Genomic DNA, 21,990 nt, shown 5'->3' on the forward strand with positions numbered 1-21,990 from the left:
AACATTTGGGGGTGAAATGCTCACTCCCCGCGCTTCTCCACCAGTCCCAGGCCGTACATCGTCAGCACCTCCTCGTCGCGCTGGTTCGTCGTCGTGACCAGGACGGTCGTGTGGCCGAACTGCGGGTTGTCGCCGGCCTCCTTGTCGACGAGTTCGACGTGGACCGAGAGCGTGTCGCCGGCGTAGACGGGCTGGTGCCAGCGGACCTCGTCCATCCCGTTCCCGCCGAGGGTGGCGTTGTCGTTCATGTAGCCCTTGACGAGCAGGCGTGCCGAGAGCGCACACGTCAGCCAGCCGCTGGCGATGATGTCGCCGAACATCGACCGCTTCGCGGCCTCCTCGTCGATGTGGATGGGCTGGGGGTCGTAGCGCTCGGCGAACTCCAGCATCTCCTCCTCGGTGACCTCGACGCTCCCGCAGTCCGTCTCGTGGCCGACCTCTAGGTCCTCGAAGTAGCGCACGTCTTGCTGTGCCATACCACGCCGCTGACTGTGGCTGGTAATGAATATTGGGGCTTCCGTGAACGGTCTTGATGGATGTCGCCGCGATGTTCTTCTCTGTAAACCGGCGCGTTCCTCCCGCCGCTGGCGGCGCTTCCCGGGTGAACCTTCGGGTCGGGTCCGGTCCCGGCACCGTTCCGTCCGGCAGTTTCACTTTCACCTACCTGTTGACGAGACTTTATATGATGGGGGGCACAACGCCAGGGTATGTCGACGACTGCTGACCTGGAGGAGCTGCCCGGTGTCGGACCAGCGACCGCGGACAAGCTCAAGGAGAACGGCTACGACTCGTATCAGAGCATCGCCGTCGCGAGCCCCGCCGAGCTCTCGAACAAGGCCGACGTGGGCGAGTCCTCCGCCTCCGACATCATCAACGCCGCCCGTGACGCCGCCGACATCGGCGGCTTCGAGACCGGGGCGGACGTGCTGAGCCGGCGCGAGGAGATCGGCAAGCTCCAGTTCCTCATCGACGAGGTGGACGAGCTGATGGGCGGCGGCGTCGAGACCCAGTCCATCACCGAGGTGTACGGCGAGTTCGGCGCCGGGAAGTCCCAGGTCACCCACCAGCTCGCGGTCAACGTCCAGCTCCCCCAGGAGTACGGCGGGCTGGAGGGGCGGGCCATCTTCATCGACAGCGAGGACACGTTCCGGCCCGAGCGCATCGACGAGATGGTCCGCGGGCTGCCCGAGGACGCCATCGAGGCGGCGATGGAGGCCCGCGAGATCGAGGGCGGCGCGAACGACGAGGATGCGCTCGAGGCACTCGTCGAGGACGTCCTCGACAAGATCCACGTCGCGAAGGCGTTCAACTCCAACCACCAGATCCTGCTGGCCGAGAAGGCCCAGGAGATCGCCAACGAGTACGAGGACGACGAGTACCCCGTCCGGCTCCTCTGTGTGGACTCGCTGACGGCGCACTTCCGCGCGGAGTACGTCGGCCGCGGTGAACTGGCCAACCGCCAGCAGAAGCTCAACAAGCACCTCCACGACCTCGACCGCGTCGGCAACCTCTACAACACGGCGGTCATCGTCACGAACCAGGTCCAGTCGAACCCGGACGCCTTCTTCGGTGACCCGACGAAACCCATCGGCGGCAACATCCTCGGCCACAAGTCGACCTTCCGGGTCTACCTGAAGAAGTCCAAGCAGGACAAGCGCATCGTCAAGCTCGTCGACGCGCCCAACCTCCCCGACGGCGAGGCCGTCATGCGCGTCAAGGGCGAGGGCCTCAAGCCCGAGTGACGGTCGCGTAACTCCTCGGAACCGTTCTGCTGCTCGTCTCAGGGTGTGAGCCGCTGGACCCGGAGCCACTCGATACTCGGCCCGCCTGCGTCGTCCGCCGTGCCGTCGACCAGCGCGAACACCATCTCCTTGCGGACGCCGTGCGCGAGTCGCACGTCGAGCGCGAGGTCCCGCGGCGCGAACGCGTGCTCGCCCGGGAGCACGCGGACGAGGAGTTCGGAGTGCCCGAGGTTCTCGACGCTCTCGACCGCGGCGTAGGTCCGGAAGTCGGCGCCGAACTTGAAGCCCGTCTTCGGGACGACGCCGCGGTCCCGGAGCGCCGTGTAGACCGCCAGTCGGCGGTCGAATCGGTCGCCCTCCGCCTCGCGTCCCCGGGCGATGACGGCCGCGCGGCCATCGGGTTCGTCGCCCGCCTCGATGTCGAGTACGCCGTCGCCCGCGAGGTACGCGGCCTCGACGAGCGAGAGCTGGACGGCGTCGTCGTCGCGGTCGAGCGGCTGGCCGTAGAATCCCTGCTCGTACAGTGCCTCCGGTGGGTCCCAGGCCACGACGCGGTCGCCCAGCAGGGTCGCCTCGACGCCGGTCGGCGGCGCGTGGTCGGTGGTCCCCTCGACGGGTGCCCGGGACGTGTCGAGGTAGGTGATCTCGGACTCCTCGTCGACGACCGCGAGGACACCGCCGTCGAGCCCGTCCGCCGGGATGGTCGTCCGCTCGCCGACGACGTGGACCCGGTGCTCGACGACGCCGTCCCAGGGCCCCTTCCCGCGCGGGTAGACGAGGAAGTCGGCCGCGTCGTCGGGGCCGACGGCGTCGCTCCAGCCCTCGCGCGTGGGCGAGCAGTAGAACCCGCGGTCGCGGAGGTCCTTGTAGACGAGAAAGCGAACCGCGAGGCCGTCACCGACACTCAGATACTCGCGGAACCCCCGGCCGTCGACCGAATCGAGGTCGCCCCGATAGAGCAGGTGCGCGGCCTCGACCGGCGCGAGGTCCAGCGCGGCGCCCGCTGGCCGGCCGTAGCCGCGCGAGTCGTAGAACCGCTCGCGGGCGTTGGCCGGCACCCGGACGATATCGTCCGTGCGTGTCTGTCCCTCCATGGCCGGCCGTTCGCCTCGCCACGCATAGCGATGACGGTGTGTGGACCGTCCGTCACGGCCCTGTTGAAATCCTCAGTCTGTGACCGTTCGTCGAGGCCGTGCTGGATACAGAGCGCGACCTTTTTCCGCCTCGGGTTCGCCTCCGGCGAACCACTCGGCGCAAAAACGTCGATGAAAAAGGCGGACGGCTCGGCCTTCGGCCTCGCCGTCCGGGAACCGCGCTCGCTCCGCTCGCGCGGACGCTGGTGCTGACTACATCCTCTGTATCTTGCACGGCTATACTGTCAGCTGTTGAGGATTTCAACGGAGTCTCCTTCACGGGTGCCTGTCCCGCCCGGTTCAGGCACCTCCTCGCAGCCGGCGGCCAGACAGCGTTCCCCGCCGTCACCCGCCCGCGGTTCGTACGTCGGGAGGCCACAGCCACACTCGCCGGCCAGCACGCCGTCGGGGACGGTGGCCGAGAACGTGCAGTCGGGGTAGGCGTCACAGCCCAGGATGAGCCCGCCCCGGCGGAGCACGCGCAGCGGCTCGCCGCAGTCCGGGCAGTCGAACTCGGCGTCGAACGCGGCAGTGACGGCCCGGTCGAGCGACTCGCAGGTCCGGTCCAGACAGACGGTGAACGCGTGGCCGCGCTCGACCCGGAACCGAGGGAGGCCACAGTCCGGACACGACTCCTCCGTGACGGTCGCACCCGCCGGCAGGCCGTAGCGTGCCTCGCACGCCACGCACGCGACCCCGCCGGTGTCCCGGACGAGCGTGCCGCCGCAGTCGCAGGTCCCGACCGGTTCGCCCGACGCCGAGGTCGGGTGCGTCTCGCGTGCGGCAGCATCGACCCGGACCCGGAGGCGACTGTCCCCATCGACCGCGGTGACGACCGTCCGGTCGCCGTCGGCGCTCGCGGGGCGCTCGCGCTCGACGGTCACGTGTTCGGGCCGTGTGAGCCACGCGACGGGCTGGTAGCCGCTCGCGTCGTGGACGAGCGTGGTCCCGTCGGGTTTGACGACGGTGACGAGCCGGCCGTGCTGCTTGCGCTCGGGCCGCCACGCGCCATCACCGCCGCTGTTCGTGAAGAAGGTGGTCGTGCTCTCCCCCGCGATGACCCTGACCGCTTCGGTGTCGGGCATGGGGTGGTTGCCCGCGTCCCCCTATTTCAACTTGCGCCGACGACACCGGGTCTGGGAAGTGCGTTCGTACTCCCGCCCGACGACAAGGGCTCCGACGAAGCCCTCGCGCTCTCGTGCCGCCGCGACTCGCTGCGGTCCTCGGCCTCACTGTGTTCGGCCTGCGGTCCTTGCTTCGTCGGGGCGACGACGAGAGCGCTCGCCCTTCGAGTCCGCCAGGGACGTGGACCGTATCACGGGCGCTGTGCCCCTGCCCTTCCCCAGGTTGCGTGGGTTCGGCGGCAAGCGCCTCACCACGCGCTCCCGGCCCAGGAACGGTTGCTTGCCCGGCTGGTTCCGGGAACAGGAAGCGCGCCAGCGGCCCCACCGTGGAGGCCGCTCGCGCTAGCGAGCGTGCCGGAACACATCCGCCGCTGGCGCGGGGAGGGGTGGGGGCGCTAGCACTCCGCCGGAACCACCACGCCCGGACGCTCGGTGCAACCAGCAACAGGGTGGGACTGAAAGGGGCCGGCCGGCTGGCCGGCGAAGCCGGCCAGCTATTCATTTCTCGGCGGAGCCGAGAAATCGCTCGACGAAGCACGGCGTTCGGGAGAGCGAAGCTCTCCCGCAGCCCATCAGAAATCGAATATTTCTGAGGACGACGCAAGCACTGCACCGAGCGACCGCAGGGAGCGAGGGAAGCGCGTGGTTCGAGAGACGCCGGCGGCGTCTCTCGTCATCCCGAAAGGCGGCTCTGCCGCCTTTCGGGCGACAGCGAGCCGCGCGAGTCGAGCGGGCGGGGGCTTTCAGCAGGAGCCGGAATCTCCAATTGGATGCCGAATTATCTGATTGATTGGGGAATCCCCCGGGATAATAGCAGATAAATCGATTAGGGACAGGATATCTTGATTATCCTTTCCGCGGACTCTCCAGCTCGATGTCCAGCCCGTCCAGCACCTCCTTCGCCTCCTCGCGTTTCTCCTGGTGCTCTTCGAGGAACTCCTCCATCAGGACCGCGGCCTGCTCCTTGCAGTCGCCACAGAGGCGTTCGCCGCCGACGCACTCCTCGTACACCTCGGTCGCGAACTCGTCGTCGTCGCCGGCCAGCAGGTACGCATAGAGTTCGTACACCGGGCACTCGTCGGCCTCGCCGCCGAGTTCGCGCTGCTCCTCGGCGGTCTCGCGCCCGCCCGTCGCGGCGGATTTGACCTTGTCGTACCCCTCCTCGGGGTCGTCGAGCAGCGAGATGTGGCTCGCGGGCACCGACGAGGACATCTTCCCGCCGGTGAGCCCGGTCATGAAGCGGTGGTAGACCGAGGAGGGCGGCTGGAAGCCGTAGCCGCCGTGCTCGACCTCGACCTCGCGGGCGAGGTCCTCGGCGGCCGCGCGGTCCATGTCGAAGGCGTCGACGTGGCCCTCGAAGACGCGTTTCTCGCCCTCGACGGCGTCGATGAGTGCCTCGAACGCCTCGTCGGTCGCGTTCCGGTCGAGGAAGCGGACGCGCGGGCGGAGTGGTTCCTTCCCGGCGGCGTCGAGGCTCTCGACGGCGCCCGCCCGAGCCTCGGAGGCGTCGGCGTGCTCGCGGAGCCAGTCGGCCGCGTCCTCACACCGGACGGGGTCGTCCCCGTCGCGCTCGGCCTCCAGCGCCTCGTACGCCCGTGCGAGCAACTCGCGCTCGTCGTCGTCGACCTCGAAACTCGCGTACCCCTCGGTCACCTTGAAGAACCGCATCCGCGCCGCGAGGTCGCGTGCAAGCCGCATGTGCGGGTCCTGGTCCGGGCCGACCGGGATGACCGTCGGTCGCGGTTTCTCCAGCTGCGGGTAGAGGATGTCGGCCATCTGCGTGACCACGCTCTGCATGTAGGAGACCTCCGTCTCGCCGTCGAAGTCGTAGATCGCCGACAGCTCGGAGAAGTTCGCCTTCGTCCCGAGTTCGAACGCGAGGTCCTGCACCTCGCGGTTGGTGGACTGGCGGTAGAGCTCGCCCTGCTCGGGGTCGAACCCGAGCGCGAGCAGCGAGAGCAGGTACGAGCGCGTGTGCTCGTCGATTTCGTCCCACGAGAGCCCGCGTGCGGCGTGGGCCTCGAGGTCGGCGATGAGGCCGAACGCGTCGGCGCCGCGCTCCTGGTGCCAGATGATCTCGTCGAAGACCATCTTGTGACCGATGTGGGGGTCGCCGGTGGGCATGAACCCCGACAGGACGGCGGCGTCGGCGGGCTCGTCCGGCCCGGTGGTGTCATTGCGCATCGCCTCGGCCACGCGGCCGTAGTCGCGGTGGCCGAAGATGACGCCCCGGCGCATCAGGTAGTGGGGCTCGGGGACCTCGGGGAGGACCTCGTCGAACTCCTCGATGCCGAACTCCTCGAACAGTTTCCGGTAGTCGCCGACGGTCGAGGACCCCCACGGGTCCAGCGCGACGTCGTCCGCCCCTGCTGCGCTCCCTCCGTCCGTCAGCGGTGTCGCCGGCCGGTCGGAGGGAGGCGTGTCGTCGCTCCCGTGAGTGTCGTCGTCGGTCATCCGTTCGGTCTGACGGTCGGCGTGTCGCCGCAAAAAGCGTTCGTTCGGGTGGTGCGTGGTGGCACGTGGCCGCGCCGGGGTCCTCGAAGATGTGGGATGTCCACACACCACTCGCGCTGGCGAGGCGTGTCGGGAACGGAAGGGTTTACCGCCACGGAATGGACTGCTCGCGCATGAAGGTACTCGTCACGGACCCCATCGCGGACGCGGGGCTGGACCGGCTCCGGGAGGCCGGCCACGAGGTCGTCACGAACTACGAGGCCGAGGGCGACGCGCTCCTCGAGGCGGTCGCGGACGCCAACGCACTCATCGTGCGCTCGGGCACGGAGGTCACGGCGGAACTGCTCGCCGCGGCGCCGGACCTGCAGATCGTCGGGCGTGCCGGCATCGGCGTCGACAACATCGACATCGACGCGGCGACCGAGCACGGCGTCATCGTCGCGAACGCACCGGAGGGCAACGTCCGCGCCGCCGCCGAACACACGGTCGCGATGGCGTTCGCCACCGCGCGCTCCATCCCGCAGGCCCACGTCCGCCTGAAGGGCGGCGAGTGGGCGAAGGGCGAGTTCCTCGGCACCGAACTCCGGGACAAGACGCTCGGCGTCGTCGGCCTCGGCCGCGTCGGCCAGGAGGTCGCCAAACGGCTGGGCGGGCTGGGTATGGACCTCGTCGCGTACGACCCCTACATCGGCGAGGAGCGCGCCGAGCAGCTCGGTGCCGAACTGGCGGACCTCGACGAGACACTCGACCGCGCGGACTTCCTCACCATCCACACGCCGCTCACGCCGGAGACGGAGAACATGATCGGCGAGGCCGAACTCGCCCAGCTGGAGGGTGGCTACGTCGTCAACTGCGCCCGCGGCGGCATCATCGACGAGCCGGCGCTCGCACAGGCCGTCGAGGACGGCGTCCTGGCGGGCGCTGCCGTCGACGTCTTCGCCGAGGAGCCGCTGTCCGAGGACTCGCCGCTGCTCGACGTCGACGACATCATCGTGACGCCGCATCTGGGCGCCTCGACGGAGGCCGCCCAGGAGAACGTCGCCACCTCCACCGCCGAGCAGGTGCTCGCCGCGTTCCTCGGCGAACCCGTGATGAACGCGCTCAACGCGCCGTCGATGGACGCCGCCGCGTTCCCCCGCGTCAAGCCGTACATCGAACTCGCCGAGACCGCCGGCCGCATCGCCGTCCAGCTGTTCGACGGGCACGTCAACGAGATCGAGGTGACCTACGCCGGCGACATCGCCGACGAGGACGTCGAGCTCGTCACCGCGTCGGCGCTGAAGGGCGTCTTCCTCCCCATCGAGTCGCAGGTCAACGCCGTCAACGCGCAGGGCATCGCCGAGGAGCGCGGTATCGAGGTCACCGAGACGAAGCGCTCGCAGGCCGAGGACTTCACCTCGCTCGTGACGGTGACGGTCCACAACGACGAGGAGTCCATCTCCGTCTGCGGGACGCTGTTCGCCGGTGACGACCCGCGCATCGTCCGCATCGACGGCTTCCGCGTCGACGCCATCCCGGGTGGCCGGATGATCGTCTCGCGCAACACGGACGAACCCGGCGTCATCGGCCTCATCGGCTCGGTCATGGGCGAGTACGACATCAACATCGCCGGGATGTACAACGCCCGCCAGACCATCGGCGGCGAGGCGATGACCGTCTACAACGTCGACCAGCCGGTGCCCGACGAGGCCCGCGAGAAACTGGAGGCCGACGAGCGCGTCATCGAGACGCGCTACATCTCGCTAGAGGATTAATTAGTTTCTCGCTTTATATCGTTATTTAGCCGCGCCTTCTATTATAAATTCTCTACATGGTCAGTTATTGTGCTATCAAAACACGAACGGCCGCGATAACTGTCCCCGGCTCCCCCGCGCTCTCTCATGACGGCGGCGACGACCGACGAGGACATCCACGAAGCCCTCGCGCGCTCCGGTCGCGCGGCTCGCTGTCTCCGAAAATCAGAGATTTTCGGGATGACGAGGGAGCGCAGCTCCCTCGAACCACGCTCCTCGGCGGCCTTCGGCCGCCTGCGGTGCTTGCGTCGCCGTGCTTCCCGGAGCGCGCTCGCCCTTCGAGTCCGCCAGGGGGACTGTTTCGGGTCGAGCGTCCGTGCGTGGGGGTTCCAGCGGAGTGCTAGTGGCCCCACACCTCCCCGCGCGAGCGCCGCAGGAAGTCTCAGCCCGCTCGCTGGCGCTCGCGGTCGTCCGAAAATCGAAGATTTTCGGGATCACGAGAGAGCGAAGCTCTCTCGAACGACTTCGACTGTGGGGCGCTCGCGCGCTTCCTGTTGGTGGAACCGCCCGGCCGACCAGCCGTTCCCCGGCCGGGAGCGCGTGGCGGAACGAAGTGGAGCCCGCGCGACCTGGGGAAGGGCAGGGCCACCGCGCCCGTGGAACTGCCGAACCCTGGCGGACTCGAAGGGCGAGCGCTCTCGGCGAAGGCGGGCGATGCAAGGACCACAGCGCATGCCCGGAACGGCGCGCGACCGCAGGGAGCGCGCCGCACGCCCGGACCGCGAGGACCGCAGGGAGCGCGCCGCACGCCCGGACCGCGAGGACCGCAGGGAGCGCGCCGCACGCCCGGACCGCGAGGACCGCAGCGAGCCCCCCGAGTCGAGAGCGCGAGGGCTTCGTAGGCTGTCTTGTCGTCGCTGTCGGGATGATCGTGGAGCGCGAGGGCTTCGTAGGTGGTCCTGCCGTAGTCACACGTACTGTCACCACCGGGATGGTCGTCCGCACGACCCGGAAACCCGAGGCCAACTCCACCCTGTCACGTCACGACGCGCCATCCCGGTACTTAAGCCCGGGACCACCCAATCCCCGGCCATGAACGTCGTCCCGGACACGAGCGCGGTCATCGACGGCCGTGTGTCCGAGTTCCACGAACGGGGCGAACCCGTCGAGACGGTGTACGTCCCGGAGGCGGTGGTCTCCGAACTGGAGTCCCAGGCCAACGCCGGTCACGACACCGGCTGGGAGGGGCTCGAGGAGCTCCAGCGCCTCACCGACCTCGCCGACGCCGGCGAGCTGACGGTCGAGTACGTCGGCGAGCGCCCCACGAGCGACGAGATCGGCGGCGCCCACGAGGGCGACATCGACGCGGGCATCCGCGACATCGCCGCCGAGTACGACGCCACGCTCCTCACGAGCGACGCCGTCCAGGCCGAGGTCGCCCGGGCGAAGGGCATCGCCGTCGAGTACGTCGAGGCCGAGACCCGCGACACCGGGTCGCTGGCCATCGAGGAGTTCTTCGACGAGACCACGATGAGCGTCCATCTGAAGACGGGGGTGGTGCCGATGGCCAAGCGCGGCGAGATCGGCGAGATGCACTACCAGGAGATCCGCGACGAGCCCTCCACGGAGGCCCAGCTGAAGGAGTGGGCCACCGACATCCTCGCCTCGGCGCGCCAGTCCAGCGAGGGGTTCATCGAGCTCTCCGAACCCGGGATGGACATCGTCCAGTTCCGGGACATGCGCATCGCCGTCGCCCGGCCGCCGTTCTCGGACGGCATCGAGATCACCGTCGTCCGGCCCATCGTGAAGACCGAACTGGACGACTACAAGATGGCCGACGAGCTCCGGGACCGGCTGAGCGAGCGCCAGCGTGGCGTTCTCATCTCCGGGGCCCCGGGCGCCGGGAAGTCCACGTTCGCACAGGCCGTCGCCGAGTTCCTCGCGAACTCGGACTACGCGGTCAAGACGATGGAGAAGCCACGGGACCTCCAGGTCGGGCCGAACATCACGCAGTACACCGAGCTGGACGGCTCGATGGAGAAGACCGCCGACTCGCTGCTGATGGTCCGGCCGGACTACACCATCTACGACGAGGTCCGCAAGACCTCGGACTTCTCCGTCTTCGCGGATATGCGCCTCGCGGGCGTCGGGATGATCGGCGTCGTCCACGCGACCCGGGCCATCGACGCGCTCCAGCGGCTCGTCGGCCGCGTCGAACTCGGGATGATCCCGCAGGTCGTCGACACCGTCGTCTACATCGAGGACGGCAGCGTCCACACCGTCTACGACGTCCACACGGAGGTCAAGGTCCCGCACGGCCTGATGGAGGAGGACCTCACGCGGCCGGTCGTCGTCATCAGCGACTTCGAGACGGGCGAACCCGCGTACGAGATCTACACGTTCAACAACCAGGTCGTCACGGTCCCGCTCGAGGAGGGCGAGGACGGGAGCGACACCGGCGTCAACCGCATCGCGAAGCAGGAGATCGAGCGGGAGGTCAAGTCCGTCGCGCGCGACCGCGTCGACGTCGAGATTACCGGCCAGAACTCCGCCCGCGTCTACGTCTCCGAGAACGACATCTCGACGGTCATCGGGAAGGGCGGGGGTCGCATCTCCGACATCGAGAACCGCCTCGGCATCGAGATCGATGTCCGCACCCACGACGAACAGCCGGACGGGAAGCGTCACGCGGGCGGTTCCGGCCCGAGCGGGTCGGGTGGCTCGGGGGGGTCGGTCCACGGCGGCGGGGGCGGCGAGATCGTCACGCCCGAGGTGACCTCCCGGCACGTCATCGTCCCCGCCGAGGGCTACCAGGGCGAGACCGTCGAGGTCCAGGCCGGCGGCGAGTACCTGTTCACGGCGACCGTCTCGCGCGGCGGCGAGATCCAGGTCTCGCGCGGCTCGGCCATCGCCGAGGAGCTGGAGGGAGCCATCGACCGCGGCAAGCAGATCACCATCGCGCCGCAGTAGGCCGCCCGGTCGGGCGCGCCCGGTCCCGGTCGGGCGTGCTCCCAAGGAGAAACGCCTTTGCCCGCCCGCGCCCGCCATCAGGTAACCCGCTGCGGGCGCCGGATTCCCGCGGCGACCTACTATCATCATGCGAGTCGACGAGGCCGTCCCAGAGTTCGCCGACGCGTTCCCGTTCGAGACCTTCAATCGGATGCAGTCGGAGGCGCTGCCGGCCGTCCTCGACTCCGGCGAGAACGTGGTCGTCAGCGCGCCCACCGCGTCCGGGAAGACCGCGCTCGCGGAGCTGGCCATCTGCCGCACCCTCCGGAACGACGGGACCGCCCTGTTCCTCGCGCCGCTCCGCGCGCTCACCAACGAGAAGGAGTCCGAGTGGGAGCGCTTCGAGGAGCTGGGCTACTCCGTCTACGTCGTCACGGGCGAGCGCGACCTCAACCCGCGCCGCGCCGAGCGCGCCGACGTGCTCGTGATGACGCCCGAGAAGGCCGATTCGGCCACCCGGAAACACGACACCGCCCGGCACGCGTTCATCACGGACGTCGACTGCTGCATCATCGACGAGGTCCACCTGCTGGATTCGGACAAGCGCGGCTCCGTCCTCGAAGTCACGGTCTCGCGGCTGCGCCGGCTCTGTGACCCCCGCGTGGTCGCGCTCTCGGCGACGATGCCCAACATCGAGGACGTGGCCGGCTGGCTCGACGCGCCCGAGGACTGCACGTTCACCTTCGGCGAGGAGTACCGGCCGGTCCCGCTGCACGCGGGCGTGGAGACCTACTCGCACGGCGAGAACCCGTTCCAGGACAAGTACCGCCGCCTGTTCCGCGCGCTCGACCTCGCACAGCCCCACGTCGAGGACGGCGGCCAGGCGCTCGTCTTCGTCTCCAGCCGCCAGGACACCGTCCGCGCGGCGGAGAAGGCCCGCGACGTGGTGGCCGAGCGCGACATCGAGATGGGCGCCCGCGGCGACTACGACATGCACAGCGAGGCCCAGGACCTGGACAACGACACGCTCCGCCAGTCCGTCGTCGACGGGGTCGCGTTCCACCACGCCGGTCTCTCGCGCTCGGACAAGGACCGCGTCGAGGCGTGGTTCCGCGACGGCACCGTCCAGTTGCTGTTCTCGACCTCGACGCTGGCGTGGGGCGTCAACCTCCCCGCCCGCTGTGTGGTCATCCGGGACACGAAGTACCACGACCCGCTCGAGGGAGAAGTAGATATGAGCCCGCTGGACGTGCTCCAGATGCTCGGGCGTGCGGGCCGGCCGGGCTACGACGACGCGGGCTACGCGTACGTGGTCTGTGACGGCGCCGACGCCGAGAAGTACCGGACGCTGCTGCGCGAGGGCAAGGAGATCGAGTCGCGGCTCGCCGAGGACCTCGATGCGCACCTGAACGCCGAGGTCGCGCTGGGCTACGTCCGCGAGATGGACGACGTGATGGAGTGGCTGGAGACGACGTTCTACTACGTCCGGGCGCAGTCCGCGCCCGCCGAGGACGGGGCGGAGGCCGTCGACTACCCGTTCGGCGGCAACCTCCGGACCCGTGCCCGCGAGACGCTCGACGAACTGGTCGCCGACGGGTTCGTCGAGGAGGACGGGTTGCGCCTGCGCCCGACGCCGCTGGGCCGGCTGGCATCGAAGTTCTACATGCGCCTGGACACGGCCCGCGAGTTCGCCGACCTCGCGGAGGCCGCCGCCGAGCGCCCCATCGACGAGGGCGACGTGCTCCGGACGGTGGCGGCCGCCGCCGAGTTCGACTCCGTGAGCGCCCGCCGCGCCGAGCGCGACGCCGTCGAGTCCGTCCTCGGCCAGTCGTTCGCCTCCGACGCCGAGGGCGAGGGACTCGAACCGGGCCACCGGAAGGTGCTGGCCATCTGCCGGTCGGCGATGCGGGGGTCGACGCCGAGCGAGCTCCAGAGCGACGCCTGGGTCATCCGGCAGAACGTCCTCCGCCTGCTCGCGGCGCTGCACGCCTTCGCCCGCGAGTTCGCCGACGCCCGCGCCGCGAACCTCGTCCGCCGGGTCGAGGCCCGCGTCGAGACGGGCATCTCCGCCGACGCCGTCGGCCTCACCGCGGTCGACGGCGTCGCGCGTGGCCGGGCGCAGAAACTCGCCGCCGAGGGGCTGACGACGCCCGCCGACATCGTCGCCGCCGGCGTCGACGGGTTGGTCGACGCGGGCCTCTCCGAGGGTGTCGCCGAGCGCGTCCTGCGGAACGCGCGTGAACTCCCCGCCGTCGAGGTCGAGTGGGGCGAGTTCCCCGAGAGCGTCTCGCTCGGCGAGCGGGCGATGTGTCCGGTCACGGTGCGCTCGACCGCCGGGTCGGCGCGGGCGGGCGTCCGGGTGACGGTCAACGGGCGCGAGATGTCCAGCGGGGAGTCACACCTCGGGGAGACGGAGACGACCGTGGGCGTCTTCGGGACGGGCAAGGCCGACGCGTTGACCTACCGCGTGGAGGTGGCCTTCCCGGACCTGCCGCTCGCGCCCGTCAGCGAGAGCCGGACCGTGCGGGTGGAGTGACACCGGCGCGAACCGCGGACCCGTGGCCCGTTCAGACAGTGAATTCCGCGATCTTGTACGAGTCCTCCCCCTTGACCGTCCCCGGGTTGACGCCCTCGACCGGCTCCGTGTTCCAGTAGATGCGGACGGTGACGCCCTCGGCGTCGCCGACCGGGTCGAGGTAGATGGTCTCACCGGAGTCCCACGTGTCGCCGATTGCGACCTGGGGACTGCCGTCGCTCGATTCGGTGAACGTCTCCAGTGAACTGGCGAAACGCTCCTTGGCGGCCTCGTCGCCGCTCCCGGGCGCCCCCCCGATGTCCAGGTCCTTCGAGCCGCCGACGTAGAGCTGGTCGGTCGCGACGGACTCGCCCGATTCGAGCGTGACCGCTATCGATTGGTCGCCCGTGCCGCTGCCGTCGTCGACCAGTTCGTGCGACACCGAGATCTGCGGCGCCGGTGGCTGGCCGCCAGGCCCGAGGTCGAACACGAACACCGAGACGAGCGACGCCAGAATCACGACCACCGAGACCATGATTATCGTCCCGATGACCGGCGATACCCCACGTGAGTCCCCCCTCATGGGGCGAGAATTGTCAGCGAGATGTAAGTGCGTTTCCCCTCGCCCGGCTCGGCGCCGCCCCGGTGACGGCCGCCGTCGCTATCCTTCGTCCCCGTTCACCCGCTCGCCGCCCGTCGCCCGGAGGTACTCCTCCAGCAGCGTCGGGAAGCGCCCGCCGCGGACGTACCGCAGCCCGAACTCGTTGGCCCAGCTGATGACGCCGCGGTCCTCCGTGACGACGCCGGCGTCGAGTTCCCGCGCGAGGATGAGCAGGTCGAAGTCCTCGCGCGAGTCGAGCACCCCCTGCCGGAGCGCCCGGCGGTACTTGTCGCGCATCTTCGAGAGGATGCGGTCGGCCTCGGTCACGTAGTCGTTCCCCTCGGCGGTCAGGGAGTCGGGGTCGAGCTGCTCGACCTCGCGGAGCGCCTCCTCGCTGACGCGCAGGCCCCGGTCGACGCGCCCGGACATCTCCTCGATGAACTCGTAGACGATGTCCGCCGGGATGGTGACGCCGTAGCGGTCCGGACTCTTGCGGACGACCCACGTGTCGAGGCGCTCGAACACCTCCTCGCTCACGTCGCGCTCGCGGAGCATCGTCGTCAGCTCGTCGTGGATGGAGGGGGGCATGTAGCAGGAGATGTTCAGCTCGAGCCGCGCGGTCGCCACCAGGTCGAGCAGCCGGATGACGGCCGACTCCAGCGACTCCTCCTCCTCGCGGATCTCCTCGGTGATGAACAGCGACGTGTCGAGGACGAACTGCTGTCGGGGGAGTTCGCCGGGCATATCGGCCGTTCTCGGCCGACGTATAAATGCGTCACCCCCACGTGGTGCGGCGTGAGTCCGACGCCCGCCTCGGCTCCGGCCGGGCGCTGCCCGGCCACGCCGTGGGAACCACCCCCGTCACTTTTCGTCGGTCGTGGCGTCCTCGGGGACATGGACACCGCGTGGTTCGACCGGCTGGACGCGACCACCGAGGACCCGTCGGAACTGCTCGAACACTTCACGGAGCGTGCGTTCGAGGGCCGGTCCTACCACGCGCTCCCGGACGCCCGCCACGGCATCGAGCGCGGGACCGTCCTCCTCGCGGACGGCACCGTGGTCCGTGGGTTCCCCAGCGTCCCGCGTATCCTCGCCCTCGAGGCCGGCCTCCGGTCGGTCTTCGACGCCGACGAGACGGTGTTCGTCGAGGAGAAACTCGACGGCTTCAACGTCCGCATCGTCCGGGTCGACGCGGAGGGGAGCGCCGACGGCGACGGATTCCCCGACGCCGATGGGGAGGTGCTGGCGTTCACGCGGGGCGGGTTCGTCTGCCCGTACACGACCGCGCGGGCCCGCGAGCGCCTGGATACGGCGGCGTTCTTCGACGACCACCCCGAGGGGATGCTGTGTGCGGAACTCGTCGGCCCGGAGACCCCCTACACCAGCCACGACTACGAGGAGATAGACTCGGACGCCTTCCGGATCTTCGGCATCCGCGACCGGGCGTCGGGCGAGCCGCTGGGGGTCGCCGAGCGGCGCGCAGCGTGCGAGCGGTACGGGTTCGCCCAGCCGCGGCTGTTCGGGAGCGGGGACCCGGAAGCCGCCGTCGACATCGTCCGCGAGGCCATCGCGGACCTCGACGCGACGGGCCGCGAGGGCGTCATCGTCAAGGCCGCCGACGGGCGCACGATGACGAAGTACACGACCGAGGCGATGCACCACGGAGAACTGGCCGACGCCTTCTCGCTCGCGTTCGACCAGGGGCAGGACTTCCTCTTCTCGCGCATCGTCCGCGAGGCGTTCCAGGCCGCCGAGTTCGACGAGGACGACGAGCGGTTGCGGGCGCGGGCCCACGACCTCGGCGAGTCCATCCTGCTCCCGTTCGTCGAGACCATCCGCGACGTGGCGGCCGGCGAGACGGTCGGCGAGCGCCACACCGTCCGCGGCGACCCGGACACGGTCGAGGCACTGCTGTACCACCTCGAGCAGCAGGGGCTCACGGTCGAGGTGGTCGAGGACCGCTGGGAGGGCGATGACCGTGTCGTCGAGTTCGTCAAGGTCGCCGCCGCCACCCGCGACCGGGTCCGGCACTACCTGGAGGGCGGGACGTACGACGAGTGAGGCGGCAGGGGTCGGTCGGAACGTCCCTGCTGGTGCCGGTGGCGGCCGCTCTCGCGCTCCCGCCCGACAGCGGTCGTGCTGGAGCTAGCCAGCGTAGCCCCGTGCGCCGACCCTGCTCTCACGGGACGGGAACGACCGGGCCGCAGGTCGTGCCCTTCTCACCCGGTGAGAACCGCCGACGATAGCTATTCCTCCAGAATCCAACTGTCGACCGTGAAGCGACGTGACCCCGAACTCGCTATCCGCTGACGAACACGTGGTATCGACGACGGACCTCCCCGGCCGTCGCTGGGAGGTGGTCCGGGTCGGCCTCGGCGTGATGTACCTGCTGGGCGCGCTTGCACACGTCGCGCTCGGCTGGTTCGCCCCGGAGATCTACGCGTCGTTCGCCGATCGCGCGCCCCTCGGCGCGTACACCGACCTCTGGAGGGCCCTGGTGGTGCCGAACCTCTTCATCCTGCAACCACTGGTCGCCGTCTTCGAACTGGGGGTCGGTGTCGCACTCCTCTGGCGTGGCCGTGCGGTGCTGGTCGGCCACGCCGTGGGTGCGAGCTTCCAGGCCGTGCTGATCCTGTCCGGACCGTGGGGTCCGGTCAACGCCGTGCTGGCGCTGGTCCACCTGGCCGCACTCCGGACCAGCTACCCGGCGACCGTCGCTGCCCTCGCCCGCTGGCGAGTGGGGAGGGCTTCCTGATGCGCCTCTCCGGGCGAGCGAGGCGCGTTGCCGCGGTGATCGACGGAGGTGGTGTCGATGCGTAGGCTCGCACTCGGCGTCTTCCTCGTCCTGCACGGGCTCGTCCACGTCTGGTACGTGGTCCTGAGTCACGGGTGGGTCGAGGTCGAGGACCAGATGGGCTGGAACGGCCACTCCTGGCTGCTCTCGTCCGTTCTCTCTGCGGACACGATCCTCGCCGTCGCGAGCGTCCTGTACGTCGCTGTCACGCTGGGCTTCGTCGCTGGTGGCGTCGGATACGCCCTGTCCAGCGGCTGGGCGACGGGCCTCCTCGTCGGCACGGCGCTGCTCTCGACCGTCGTCCTCGTCGCCATGTGGGACGGCCGGTTCGACCTGCTGGTCGAGAAGGGGGTCGTCGGCGTGCTCATCAACCTCGCACTCGTCGCCTGGCTCGTCGCCCAGTGACCGGTCCGGAACTCCGGGTCGACGAGAGCCGCCGCCGGGACGCCGTTCTCCCGCCCAGCACCTGTGTCATCGCGCCGGTGGACGTCCGGCTCTCCTGTCTCACCCCTCGGCTTCCGGTCGAACCCGGTAGCCGTCGGTGAACGGTCGGCCGTCCGGTGTCGTGGCCGTGGCGACAGCTGGCAGAGCGGTGTCTCGGTCGGCGGCGAGAAGAGACCGCGGGCCGGGGCCGTTCAGGTCCCGTTGCCGCCCCCGACGGGTCCGTTCTCGACGACGACGGTGTCCGTGCCCGAGAGCCCGTGGTGGCCACCGACCTCGCGTTCCCACTTCAGCGTCGCCTCGTGTTCGCCCTCGGGGAAGCCGGTGCCCCCGAGCGGGAAGATCAGCACGACGCCGGGGTCGTCCTCGTCGGTCATGATGCTCCAGCGGGGCCGGACGCCGTGGCCGCCCTCGGCCATGTAGCCGAAGCGGTAGTGGGCCTGGTCCCGGTGGGGTCCCGCGAACGCCTGGTGCGGGTCGAACGCCTCGTTCGGTGTGACCCGGACCGAGACGAACTGGTCGGCGCCGGCGTCGACCACGTTCGGGTCCTCCTCCGGAACGACGTCGATGTCGATCTCGTCCGGGAAGTGCGCGGCGGCGGGTCCCGCGAGCGCCGGGATGGCGGCGGTCGCGGCGACGGCGCCGGCCCCCCGACGCAGGAGCGTTCGGCGGTCGATGGTCCGGGTGGGGTCGTCGGTCGGCATACCCCGGTCGAGTGTGGTCCCGTGATTAGCCATTCTGGTCTATCCGTCGAAATCGTGTGGTACGACCGTCGAAAACCGTTGGTTCGGTTCTCGAACCCCCGCGCTCTCGGCGCCGGGCGGCGGCCGCACGGGGCCCGGGCGCGTTCCCACGCGCTGGGAGCCGGTGGCACCATCAAGGTGGGTTCGGCCCCTCGTCCCGTGCGATGACGGACGACGGTGACGCGCCGGCCGAGAGGTCTCGCTCGGACACCGGGACGGGGTGGACCGCCGTCGACGCCCCGCGATCCGACGGCGAGTCGGAGTGGGAGCTGTTCCTGCGCGAGTCGCCGACCGAGCCGCTCCGGCACGCCGGGAGCGTGACGGCCCCCGGCGCCGAGGCCGCCCACGAGCGAGCGACGGGGCTGTTCCCCGACGCGACGACGCTGTGGTGCTGCCCGGCGGGCGAGGTGACACGGTTCACCGAGCGCGACCTCGGGGCGGCGTATCGCGAGCCCGGTGACGGGACGACCGAGGGAGCGACGAACGACGGGGCGGCCGACGAGGGCCCGGGAGGTGAGACGGTGTGATCTCCATCAGCAAGCTGCTGTACGGGCTCGACGCGGCCGGTGACGGCCTCCGCTACGGCGCCGACTCCGACGCCCAGCAGATCCGCGAGCGCCGCCAGCAACGCCCGGTCGTCGTCTGGAACACGACGAAGCAGTGCAACCTCTCCTGTGCGCACTGCTACGCCGGGGCCGACTGCGGGCGCGCACCCGGCGAACTCACCACCGCGGAGGGGAAGGCGCTGCTCGACGAACTCGCCGACTACGGCGTCCCGGTCGTCCTGTTCTCCGGCGGCGAGCCGCTGGTCCGCGAGGACCTCCCCGAGCTCGTCGCGCACGCCAGCGACACCGGGCTGCGACCGGTCCTCTCGACCAACGGGACGCTCCTGACCAGCGAGCGCGCCCGCGAGTTGCGGGACGCCGGGCTCGCCTACGCCGGCGTCTCCGTCGACGGCGGGCGCGAGACCAACGACGCCTTCCGGGGGCAGGAGGGGGCCTTCGACGCCGCGGTCCGGGGCATCGAGGCCTGCCTCGACGCCGGCCTGAAGACGGGGCTGCGCTACACCGTCACCGAGGACACCGTCGGTGACATCCCCGAGGTGGTCGACCTGCTGACGGACGTCGGCGTCGACCGCTTCTGCTTCTACCACCTCGCGTACGGGGGTCGCGGGGTCCCGGACGCGGACATCACGCCCGAGCGCCGGCGCGAGGCGGTCGCGGAACTGGTCGAACTCACCCGCGAGTACCACGAGGCGGGTGCGGGCATCGAGACGCTGCTGGTGGGCAACTACTGTGACGCCGCGTACCTCGTCGAGTACGCCCGCGAGGCGTTCGGCCCGGAGCGGGCCCGTCGGGTCCGTCGCTACCTCGAGCGCAACGGCGGCGACCCCGCCGGCGAGCGCGTCGCCGACATCGACTACCAGGGCAACGTCCACGCGACGCAGTTCTGGCAGTCCTACAGCCTCGGGAACGTCCGCGACCGCCCGTTCGGGGCCATCTGGGACGACGAGTCGAACCCGCTCCTGCGACGGTTGCGCGACCGTCCTGGGAGTCTCGGCGAGCAGTGCCGTCACTGCGCGTACGCCGACATCTGTCGCGGGGCCTCCCGGCTGCGGGCGCTGGCCGTGGCCGGCGAGCTGACCGCGCCGGACCCGCAGTGCTATCTCACACCCGCCGAGCGCGCGGGTGACACCGACGGGACGGCGGCGGACTGACGCCCCCATCCGGCGCTCGATGGCGAACTGATCGCTCGGCACGGGCTCTCGACTGACGACGCGTCGGTGATGGAACGGAGAACAGGACACCCCGGGGGCGCTGACGTGGGCGGCTCGGGGTGTCGTCGGTGCTGCCGTCGTGATGGCGCCGTTCGTCGATGCGATACCGTTGGTCGGTGTAGTGCTGGTCGTCTGACGGTACCGCTGTTCCTCCGGTCGTCCGCTGCCGTTCGGCCGCCGGTACTGGTCGAACGATCTACCGGCCGGCTCTGTCACCCGACCGGCACCTGAACGTAGGGGGCGAGGGCACCAGTACCGACACCCCGAACCCTGTGGGTATTGAAGTGCCGGCGGTCGGTGCAGGGGTGCGCGCCCTCGGCCACGCGCCGCACTCACTCGCCGAGCAGGGCGTTCGTGTTGGTCTCGCCCCAGACGAACGCCGCCCGGCGCCGGCCGTCGAAGGAGAGGTACTCGCCGACGAGTCGCAACGCCAGCGCCTCGACACCCGCGTCGGCGTCGCGGCGGTGGGTGGCCGCCGGGTCCTCGGGGCTTCCCTCCGGTGGGATCCACCGCTCCTCGATGCTCCCGTCGCGCCTGCGGTAGCGGACCGCCGCGCCGTTCTCGAACGCGACGACGACGGCCCGCCGGTCGCCCTCGACGGCGCGGGTTCTGACCGCCACGATGGCCGGCAGGTCCGTGTCCTCCGGGGTCGGTGCCGCTCTGGTCGCTCCGTCCAGCGACATACCCACGTGTAGCCGTCGAACGGGCGTGCCTCGTCGCCCCGGATACTGCGGGGGTTGAAGTGGCCCAGGTCGCACCGGGCCGCCCCGGGGCGCGTCGGGACGCCCTCACTCGGCCAGCAACGCGGCCAGCAACTTCCCCTGTGCGGCGGCCAGATGCTCGGCCAGCGCCGAGAGCCCGATGTCAAGCGCCTCGGCGACCTCGGTGGCGTTGGCCCCGCGGGGGTACTCGAAGTAGCCCATCTCGTAGGCCGTCCGGAGGACCTCGCGCTGGCGGTCGGTCAGCTGGCCGCGGTCGACCACCGTCCGGTCGGCCCCGGTCTCCCCGTCGGCGGCGGCGTGGACGAGGTAGCGGACCGTGACCTCCTCGGCGACCGCGTCGAGTTCGGCGACGACCGCACGGAGCCGCTCGACGCTCGGCAGGTGGAGCGTCAGGACGAGCGTGCCCGACTCCGCCCGGACGTCCGCGACGGGCGTGCCCAGCCCCTCGACCACCTCGCAGGCGCAGGCCCCGTCGGGGTCGCGCTCGAACTGGTAGACGCGCTCGTCGCCCACGTCCAGCATCGGCTCGGCGTCCGCCACCGCGGCCGCGTCGTCGTCGGCCCCGTCGACCCGGAACTCCTCGACGGCCGTCTCCCCCGCCTGCCCCCAGGTCACCTCCGTCACCGGCGCCCGTTCGGAGACCGTGGCGACCGGACAGTTGCTCGGCCCCTGGACCGCCAGCTCGGCGCGGACGCCCCCAGTCATACCCGTTCGTACGGCCGAGAGACGGAAAAGGCCTGGCCGTGACCCCCGCTCGTGCGCCCCTTCAGGCCACCATCCGCGGGGCGACCTCGCGTCGCTCGAAGGCGGCCCCGGTGACCGCCGCGCCGCAGTTGACACAGCCGACGGCGAGCAGCTCCTCGCGGGCGGGCTCGTCGACGGCGAACGCTGCCGGACAGTCCGGGCACGCGAACTCGTACCAGGCGGTCATGGCCGGTGGCTACGTCGCGACGGCCCGTAGGCCCCGACCCACAGTATTCGGGGGCCACCCCCCACGCCCCTTGCCCACGTCCACCCCTCCTCCCCACAACACGGCGGGCCCGGACTCACGGGCCGCGGCCCCTGCCCGTACGCGATGTCGACGGACGACCGCCACGGAGCATCGCGGCCGACCACGGGCGCACGACGAGTCCAACAGATGACCGTCGTCGGCCTCGTCGTCGCCGCCGGCGCCGCCCTGCTCGCGCTCCCGGTCCTGCCGGTCCGGTGGCTGGTCGCCGGCGACCGTGGGGGCGACGACACCATCGGGTCGAACAAGCCAC

Annotated in this window: 19 protein-coding genes; 9 read left to right on the top strand and 10 right to left on the bottom strand. The window is 70.4% G+C overall.

Annotation, left to right across the window (positions count from 1 at the left end; translation table 11 throughout):
• Nucleotides 1-20 precede the first annotated feature (20 nt).
• Nucleotides 21-476, bottom strand: a complete 456-nt coding sequence (locus P2T62_RS00445) for a MaoC family dehydratase (protein WP_276259517.1) — start codon at nucleotides 474-476, stop codon at nucleotides 21-23.
• 231 nt (nucleotides 477-707) lie between these two features.
• Here P2T62_RS00445 and radA point away from each other — a divergent pair, with 231 nt between their 5' ends.
• Nucleotides 708-1,742, top strand: coding sequence for a DNA repair and recombination protein RadA (radA, locus tag P2T62_RS00450; protein WP_276259518.1), 1,035 nt, complete (start codon nucleotides 708-710; stop codon nucleotides 1,740-1,742).
• Between the two features lie 38 nt (nucleotides 1,743-1,780).
• On the opposite strand, the gene endA is transcribed toward radA, so the two are convergent.
• From endA to P2T62_RS00465, 3 genes are all read right to left on the bottom strand, one after another.
• Complete coding sequence (gene endA / locus P2T62_RS00455; protein ID WP_276259519.1) at nucleotides 1,781-2,836, bottom strand: tRNA-intron lyase; 1,056 nt, start codon at nucleotides 2,834-2,836, stop codon at nucleotides 1,781-1,783.
• 284 nt (nucleotides 2,837-3,120) lie between these two features.
• Nucleotides 3,121-3,960 carry an endonuclease NucS gene (locus P2T62_RS00460; protein ID WP_276259520.1) on the bottom strand — a complete coding sequence of 280 codons (840 nt, stop codon included), beginning with the start codon at nucleotides 3,958-3,960 and terminating at the stop codon, nucleotides 3,121-3,123.
• A gap of 885 nt (nucleotides 3,961-4,845) precedes the next feature.
• Nucleotides 4,846-6,453 (bottom strand): tryptophan--tRNA ligase, encoded by a 1,608-nt coding sequence (locus P2T62_RS00465; RefSeq protein ID WP_276259521.1) that lies wholly within the window; start codon nucleotides 6,451-6,453, stop codon nucleotides 4,846-4,848.
• A 173-nt stretch (nucleotides 6,454-6,626) separates the two neighbouring features.
• On the opposite strand from P2T62_RS00465, the gene serA reads away from it, so the two are divergent.
• The 3 genes from serA to P2T62_RS00480 all read left to right on the top strand — a co-directional run bounded on the left by serA (nucleotide 6,627) and on the right by P2T62_RS00480 (nucleotide 13,671).
• Complete coding sequence (gene serA / locus P2T62_RS00470) at nucleotides 6,627-8,207, top strand: phosphoglycerate dehydrogenase (protein ID WP_276259522.1); 1,581 nt, start codon at nucleotides 6,627-6,629, stop codon at nucleotides 8,205-8,207.
• A gap of 1,071 nt (nucleotides 8,208-9,278) precedes the next feature.
• Nucleotides 9,279-11,156, top strand: coding sequence for a PINc/VapC family ATPase (locus tag P2T62_RS00475; RefSeq protein ID WP_276259523.1), 1,878 nt, complete (start codon nucleotides 9,279-9,281; stop codon nucleotides 11,154-11,156).
• A 127-nt stretch (nucleotides 11,157-11,283) separates the two neighbouring features.
• Nucleotides 11,284-13,671, top strand: a complete 2,388-nt coding sequence (locus P2T62_RS00480) for a DEAD/DEAH box helicase (protein ID WP_276259524.1) — start codon at nucleotides 11,284-11,286, stop codon at nucleotides 13,669-13,671.
• A gap of 31 nt (nucleotides 13,672-13,702) precedes the next feature.
• On the opposite strand, the gene P2T62_RS00485 is transcribed toward P2T62_RS00480, so the two are convergent.
• Both P2T62_RS00485 and P2T62_RS00490 read right to left on the bottom strand, forming a co-directional pair.
• Nucleotides 13,703-14,233, bottom strand: a complete 531-nt coding sequence (locus P2T62_RS00485; RefSeq protein ID WP_276259525.1) for a type IV pilin N-terminal domain-containing protein — start codon at nucleotides 14,231-14,233, stop codon at nucleotides 13,703-13,705.
• Between the two features lie 78 nt (nucleotides 14,234-14,311).
• Nucleotides 14,312-14,995, bottom strand: a complete 684-nt coding sequence (locus tag P2T62_RS00490) for an RNA ligase partner protein (RefSeq protein ID WP_276259526.1) — start codon at nucleotides 14,993-14,995, stop codon at nucleotides 14,312-14,314.
• Between the two features lie 150 nt (nucleotides 14,996-15,145).
• Here P2T62_RS00490 and P2T62_RS00495 point away from each other — a divergent pair, with 150 nt between their 5' ends.
• The 3 genes from P2T62_RS00495 to P2T62_RS00505 all read left to right on the top strand — a co-directional run bounded on the left by P2T62_RS00495 (nucleotide 15,146) and on the right by P2T62_RS00505 (nucleotide 17,450).
• On the top strand, nucleotides 15,146-16,312 hold the full coding sequence (locus P2T62_RS00495; protein ID WP_276259527.1) for an RNA ligase: 1,167 nt from the start codon (nucleotides 15,146-15,148) through the stop codon (nucleotides 16,310-16,312).
• Nucleotides 16,313-16,568: 256 nt separating this feature from the next.
• Nucleotides 16,569-17,006: a hypothetical protein gene (locus tag P2T62_RS00500; RefSeq protein WP_276259528.1), complete on the top strand. Its 438-nt coding sequence runs from the start codon at nucleotides 16,569-16,571 to the stop codon at nucleotides 17,004-17,006.
• Between the two features lie 57 nt (nucleotides 17,007-17,063).
• A complete protein-coding gene (locus tag P2T62_RS00505) occupies nucleotides 17,064-17,450 on the top strand; it encodes a hypothetical protein (protein ID WP_276259529.1) in 387 nt (128 codons plus the stop codon).
• Nucleotides 17,451-17,680: 230 nt separating this feature from the next.
• Here P2T62_RS00505 and P2T62_RS00510 read toward each other — a convergent pair whose 3' ends face one another.
• Nucleotides 17,681-18,190 carry a hypothetical protein gene (locus P2T62_RS00510; RefSeq protein ID WP_276259530.1) on the bottom strand — a complete coding sequence of 170 codons (510 nt, stop codon included), beginning with the start codon at nucleotides 18,188-18,190 and terminating at the stop codon, nucleotides 17,681-17,683.
• A gap of 203 nt (nucleotides 18,191-18,393) precedes the next feature.
• Here P2T62_RS00510 and P2T62_RS00515 point away from each other — a divergent pair, with 203 nt between their 5' ends.
• Together P2T62_RS00515 and P2T62_RS00520 are read left to right on the top strand one after the other, a co-directional pair.
• The gene (locus P2T62_RS00515) at nucleotides 18,394-18,756 is read left to right on the top strand and encodes an Htur_1727 family rSAM-partnered candidate RiPP (RefSeq protein WP_276259531.1); all 363 of its coding nucleotides are present in this window, start codon (nucleotides 18,394-18,396) and stop codon (nucleotides 18,754-18,756) included.
• A complete protein-coding gene (locus P2T62_RS00520) occupies nucleotides 18,753-19,946 on the top strand; it encodes a TIGR04347 family pseudo-SAM/SPASM protein (protein WP_276259532.1) in 1,194 nt (397 codons plus the stop codon). Before P2T62_RS00515 ends, P2T62_RS00520 begins: the two co-directional genes overlap by 4 nt.
• Before the next feature lie 392 nt (nucleotides 19,947-20,338).
• On the opposite strand, the gene P2T62_RS00525 is transcribed toward P2T62_RS00520, so the two are convergent.
• The 3 genes from P2T62_RS00525 to P2T62_RS00535 form a co-directional block, all read right to left on the bottom strand.
• A complete protein-coding gene (locus tag P2T62_RS00525; RefSeq protein WP_276259533.1) occupies nucleotides 20,339-20,689 on the bottom strand; it encodes a hypothetical protein in 351 nt (116 codons plus the stop codon).
• A 105-nt stretch (nucleotides 20,690-20,794) separates the two neighbouring features.
• A complete protein-coding gene (locus tag P2T62_RS00530) occupies nucleotides 20,795-21,433 on the bottom strand; it encodes a helix-turn-helix domain-containing protein (RefSeq protein ID WP_276259534.1) in 639 nt (212 codons plus the stop codon).
• Nucleotides 21,434-21,494: 61 nt separating this feature from the next.
• A complete protein-coding gene (locus P2T62_RS00535; protein ID WP_276259535.1) occupies nucleotides 21,495-21,659 on the bottom strand; it encodes a DUF7560 family zinc ribbon protein in 165 nt (54 codons plus the stop codon).
• Nucleotides 21,660-21,990 lie beyond the last annotated feature (331 nt).

It is taken from the genome of Haloglomus litoreum (assembly GCF_029338515.1).
Lineage (GTDB): Archaea > Halobacteriota > Halobacteria > Halobacteriales > Haloarculaceae > Haloglomus > Haloglomus litoreum.

What these genes read in the sequence shown, in the direction of transcription:
- P2T62_RS00510 (WP_276259530.1), bottom strand. Translation starts at nt 18,190, where the DNA reads ATGCCGACCGACGACCCCACCCGGACCATCGACCGCCGAACGCTCCTG.
- P2T62_RS00505 (WP_276259529.1), top strand. Translation starts at nt 17,064, where the DNA reads ATGCGTAGGCTCGCACTCGGCGTCTTCCTCGTCCTGCACGGGCTCGTC.
- P2T62_RS00530 (WP_276259534.1), bottom strand. Translation starts at nt 21,433, where the DNA reads ATGACTGGGGGCGTCCGCGCCGAGCTGGCGGTCCAGGGGCCGAGCAAC.
- P2T62_RS00460 (WP_276259520.1), bottom strand. Translation starts at nt 3,960, where the DNA reads ATGCCCGACACCGAAGCGGTCAGGGTCATCGCGGGGGAGAGCACGACC.
- P2T62_RS00495 (WP_276259527.1), top strand. Translation starts at nt 15,146, where the DNA reads ATGGACACCGCGTGGTTCGACCGGCTGGACGCGACCACCGAGGACCCG.
- P2T62_RS00525 (WP_276259533.1), bottom strand. Translation starts at nt 20,689, where the DNA reads ATGTCGCTGGACGGAGCGACCAGAGCGGCACCGACCCCGGAGGACACG.
- P2T62_RS00480 (WP_276259524.1), top strand. Translation starts at nt 11,284, where the DNA reads ATGCGAGTCGACGAGGCCGTCCCAGAGTTCGCCGACGCGTTCCCGTTC.
- P2T62_RS00515 (WP_276259531.1), top strand. Translation starts at nt 18,394, where the DNA reads ATGACGGACGACGGTGACGCGCCGGCCGAGAGGTCTCGCTCGGACACC.
- serA (WP_276259522.1), top strand. Translation starts at nt 6,627, where the DNA reads ATGAAGGTACTCGTCACGGACCCCATCGCGGACGCGGGGCTGGACCGG.
- P2T62_RS00465 (WP_276259521.1), bottom strand. Translation starts at nt 6,453, where the DNA reads ATGACCGACGACGACACTCACGGGAGCGACGACACGCCTCCCTCCGAC.
- P2T62_RS00535 (WP_276259535.1), bottom strand. Translation starts at nt 21,659, where the DNA reads ATGACCGCCTGGTACGAGTTCGCGTGCCCGGACTGTCCGGCAGCGTTC.
- P2T62_RS00475 (WP_276259523.1), top strand. Translation starts at nt 9,279, where the DNA reads ATGAACGTCGTCCCGGACACGAGCGCGGTCATCGACGGCCGTGTGTCC.
- radA (WP_276259518.1), top strand. Translation starts at nt 708, where the DNA reads ATGTCGACGACTGCTGACCTGGAGGAGCTGCCCGGTGTCGGACCAGCG.
- P2T62_RS00485 (WP_276259525.1), bottom strand. Translation starts at nt 14,233, where the DNA reads ATGAGGGGGGACTCACGTGGGGTATCGCCGGTCATCGGGACGATAATC.
- endA (WP_276259519.1), bottom strand. Translation starts at nt 2,836, where the DNA reads ATGGAGGGACAGACACGCACGGACGATATCGTCCGGGTGCCGGCCAAC.
- P2T62_RS00490 (WP_276259526.1), bottom strand. Translation starts at nt 14,995, where the DNA reads ATGCCCGGCGAACTCCCCCGACAGCAGTTCGTCCTCGACACGTCGCTG.
- P2T62_RS00445 (WP_276259517.1), bottom strand. Translation starts at nt 476, where the DNA reads ATGGCACAGCAAGACGTGCGCTACTTCGAGGACCTAGAGGTCGGCCAC.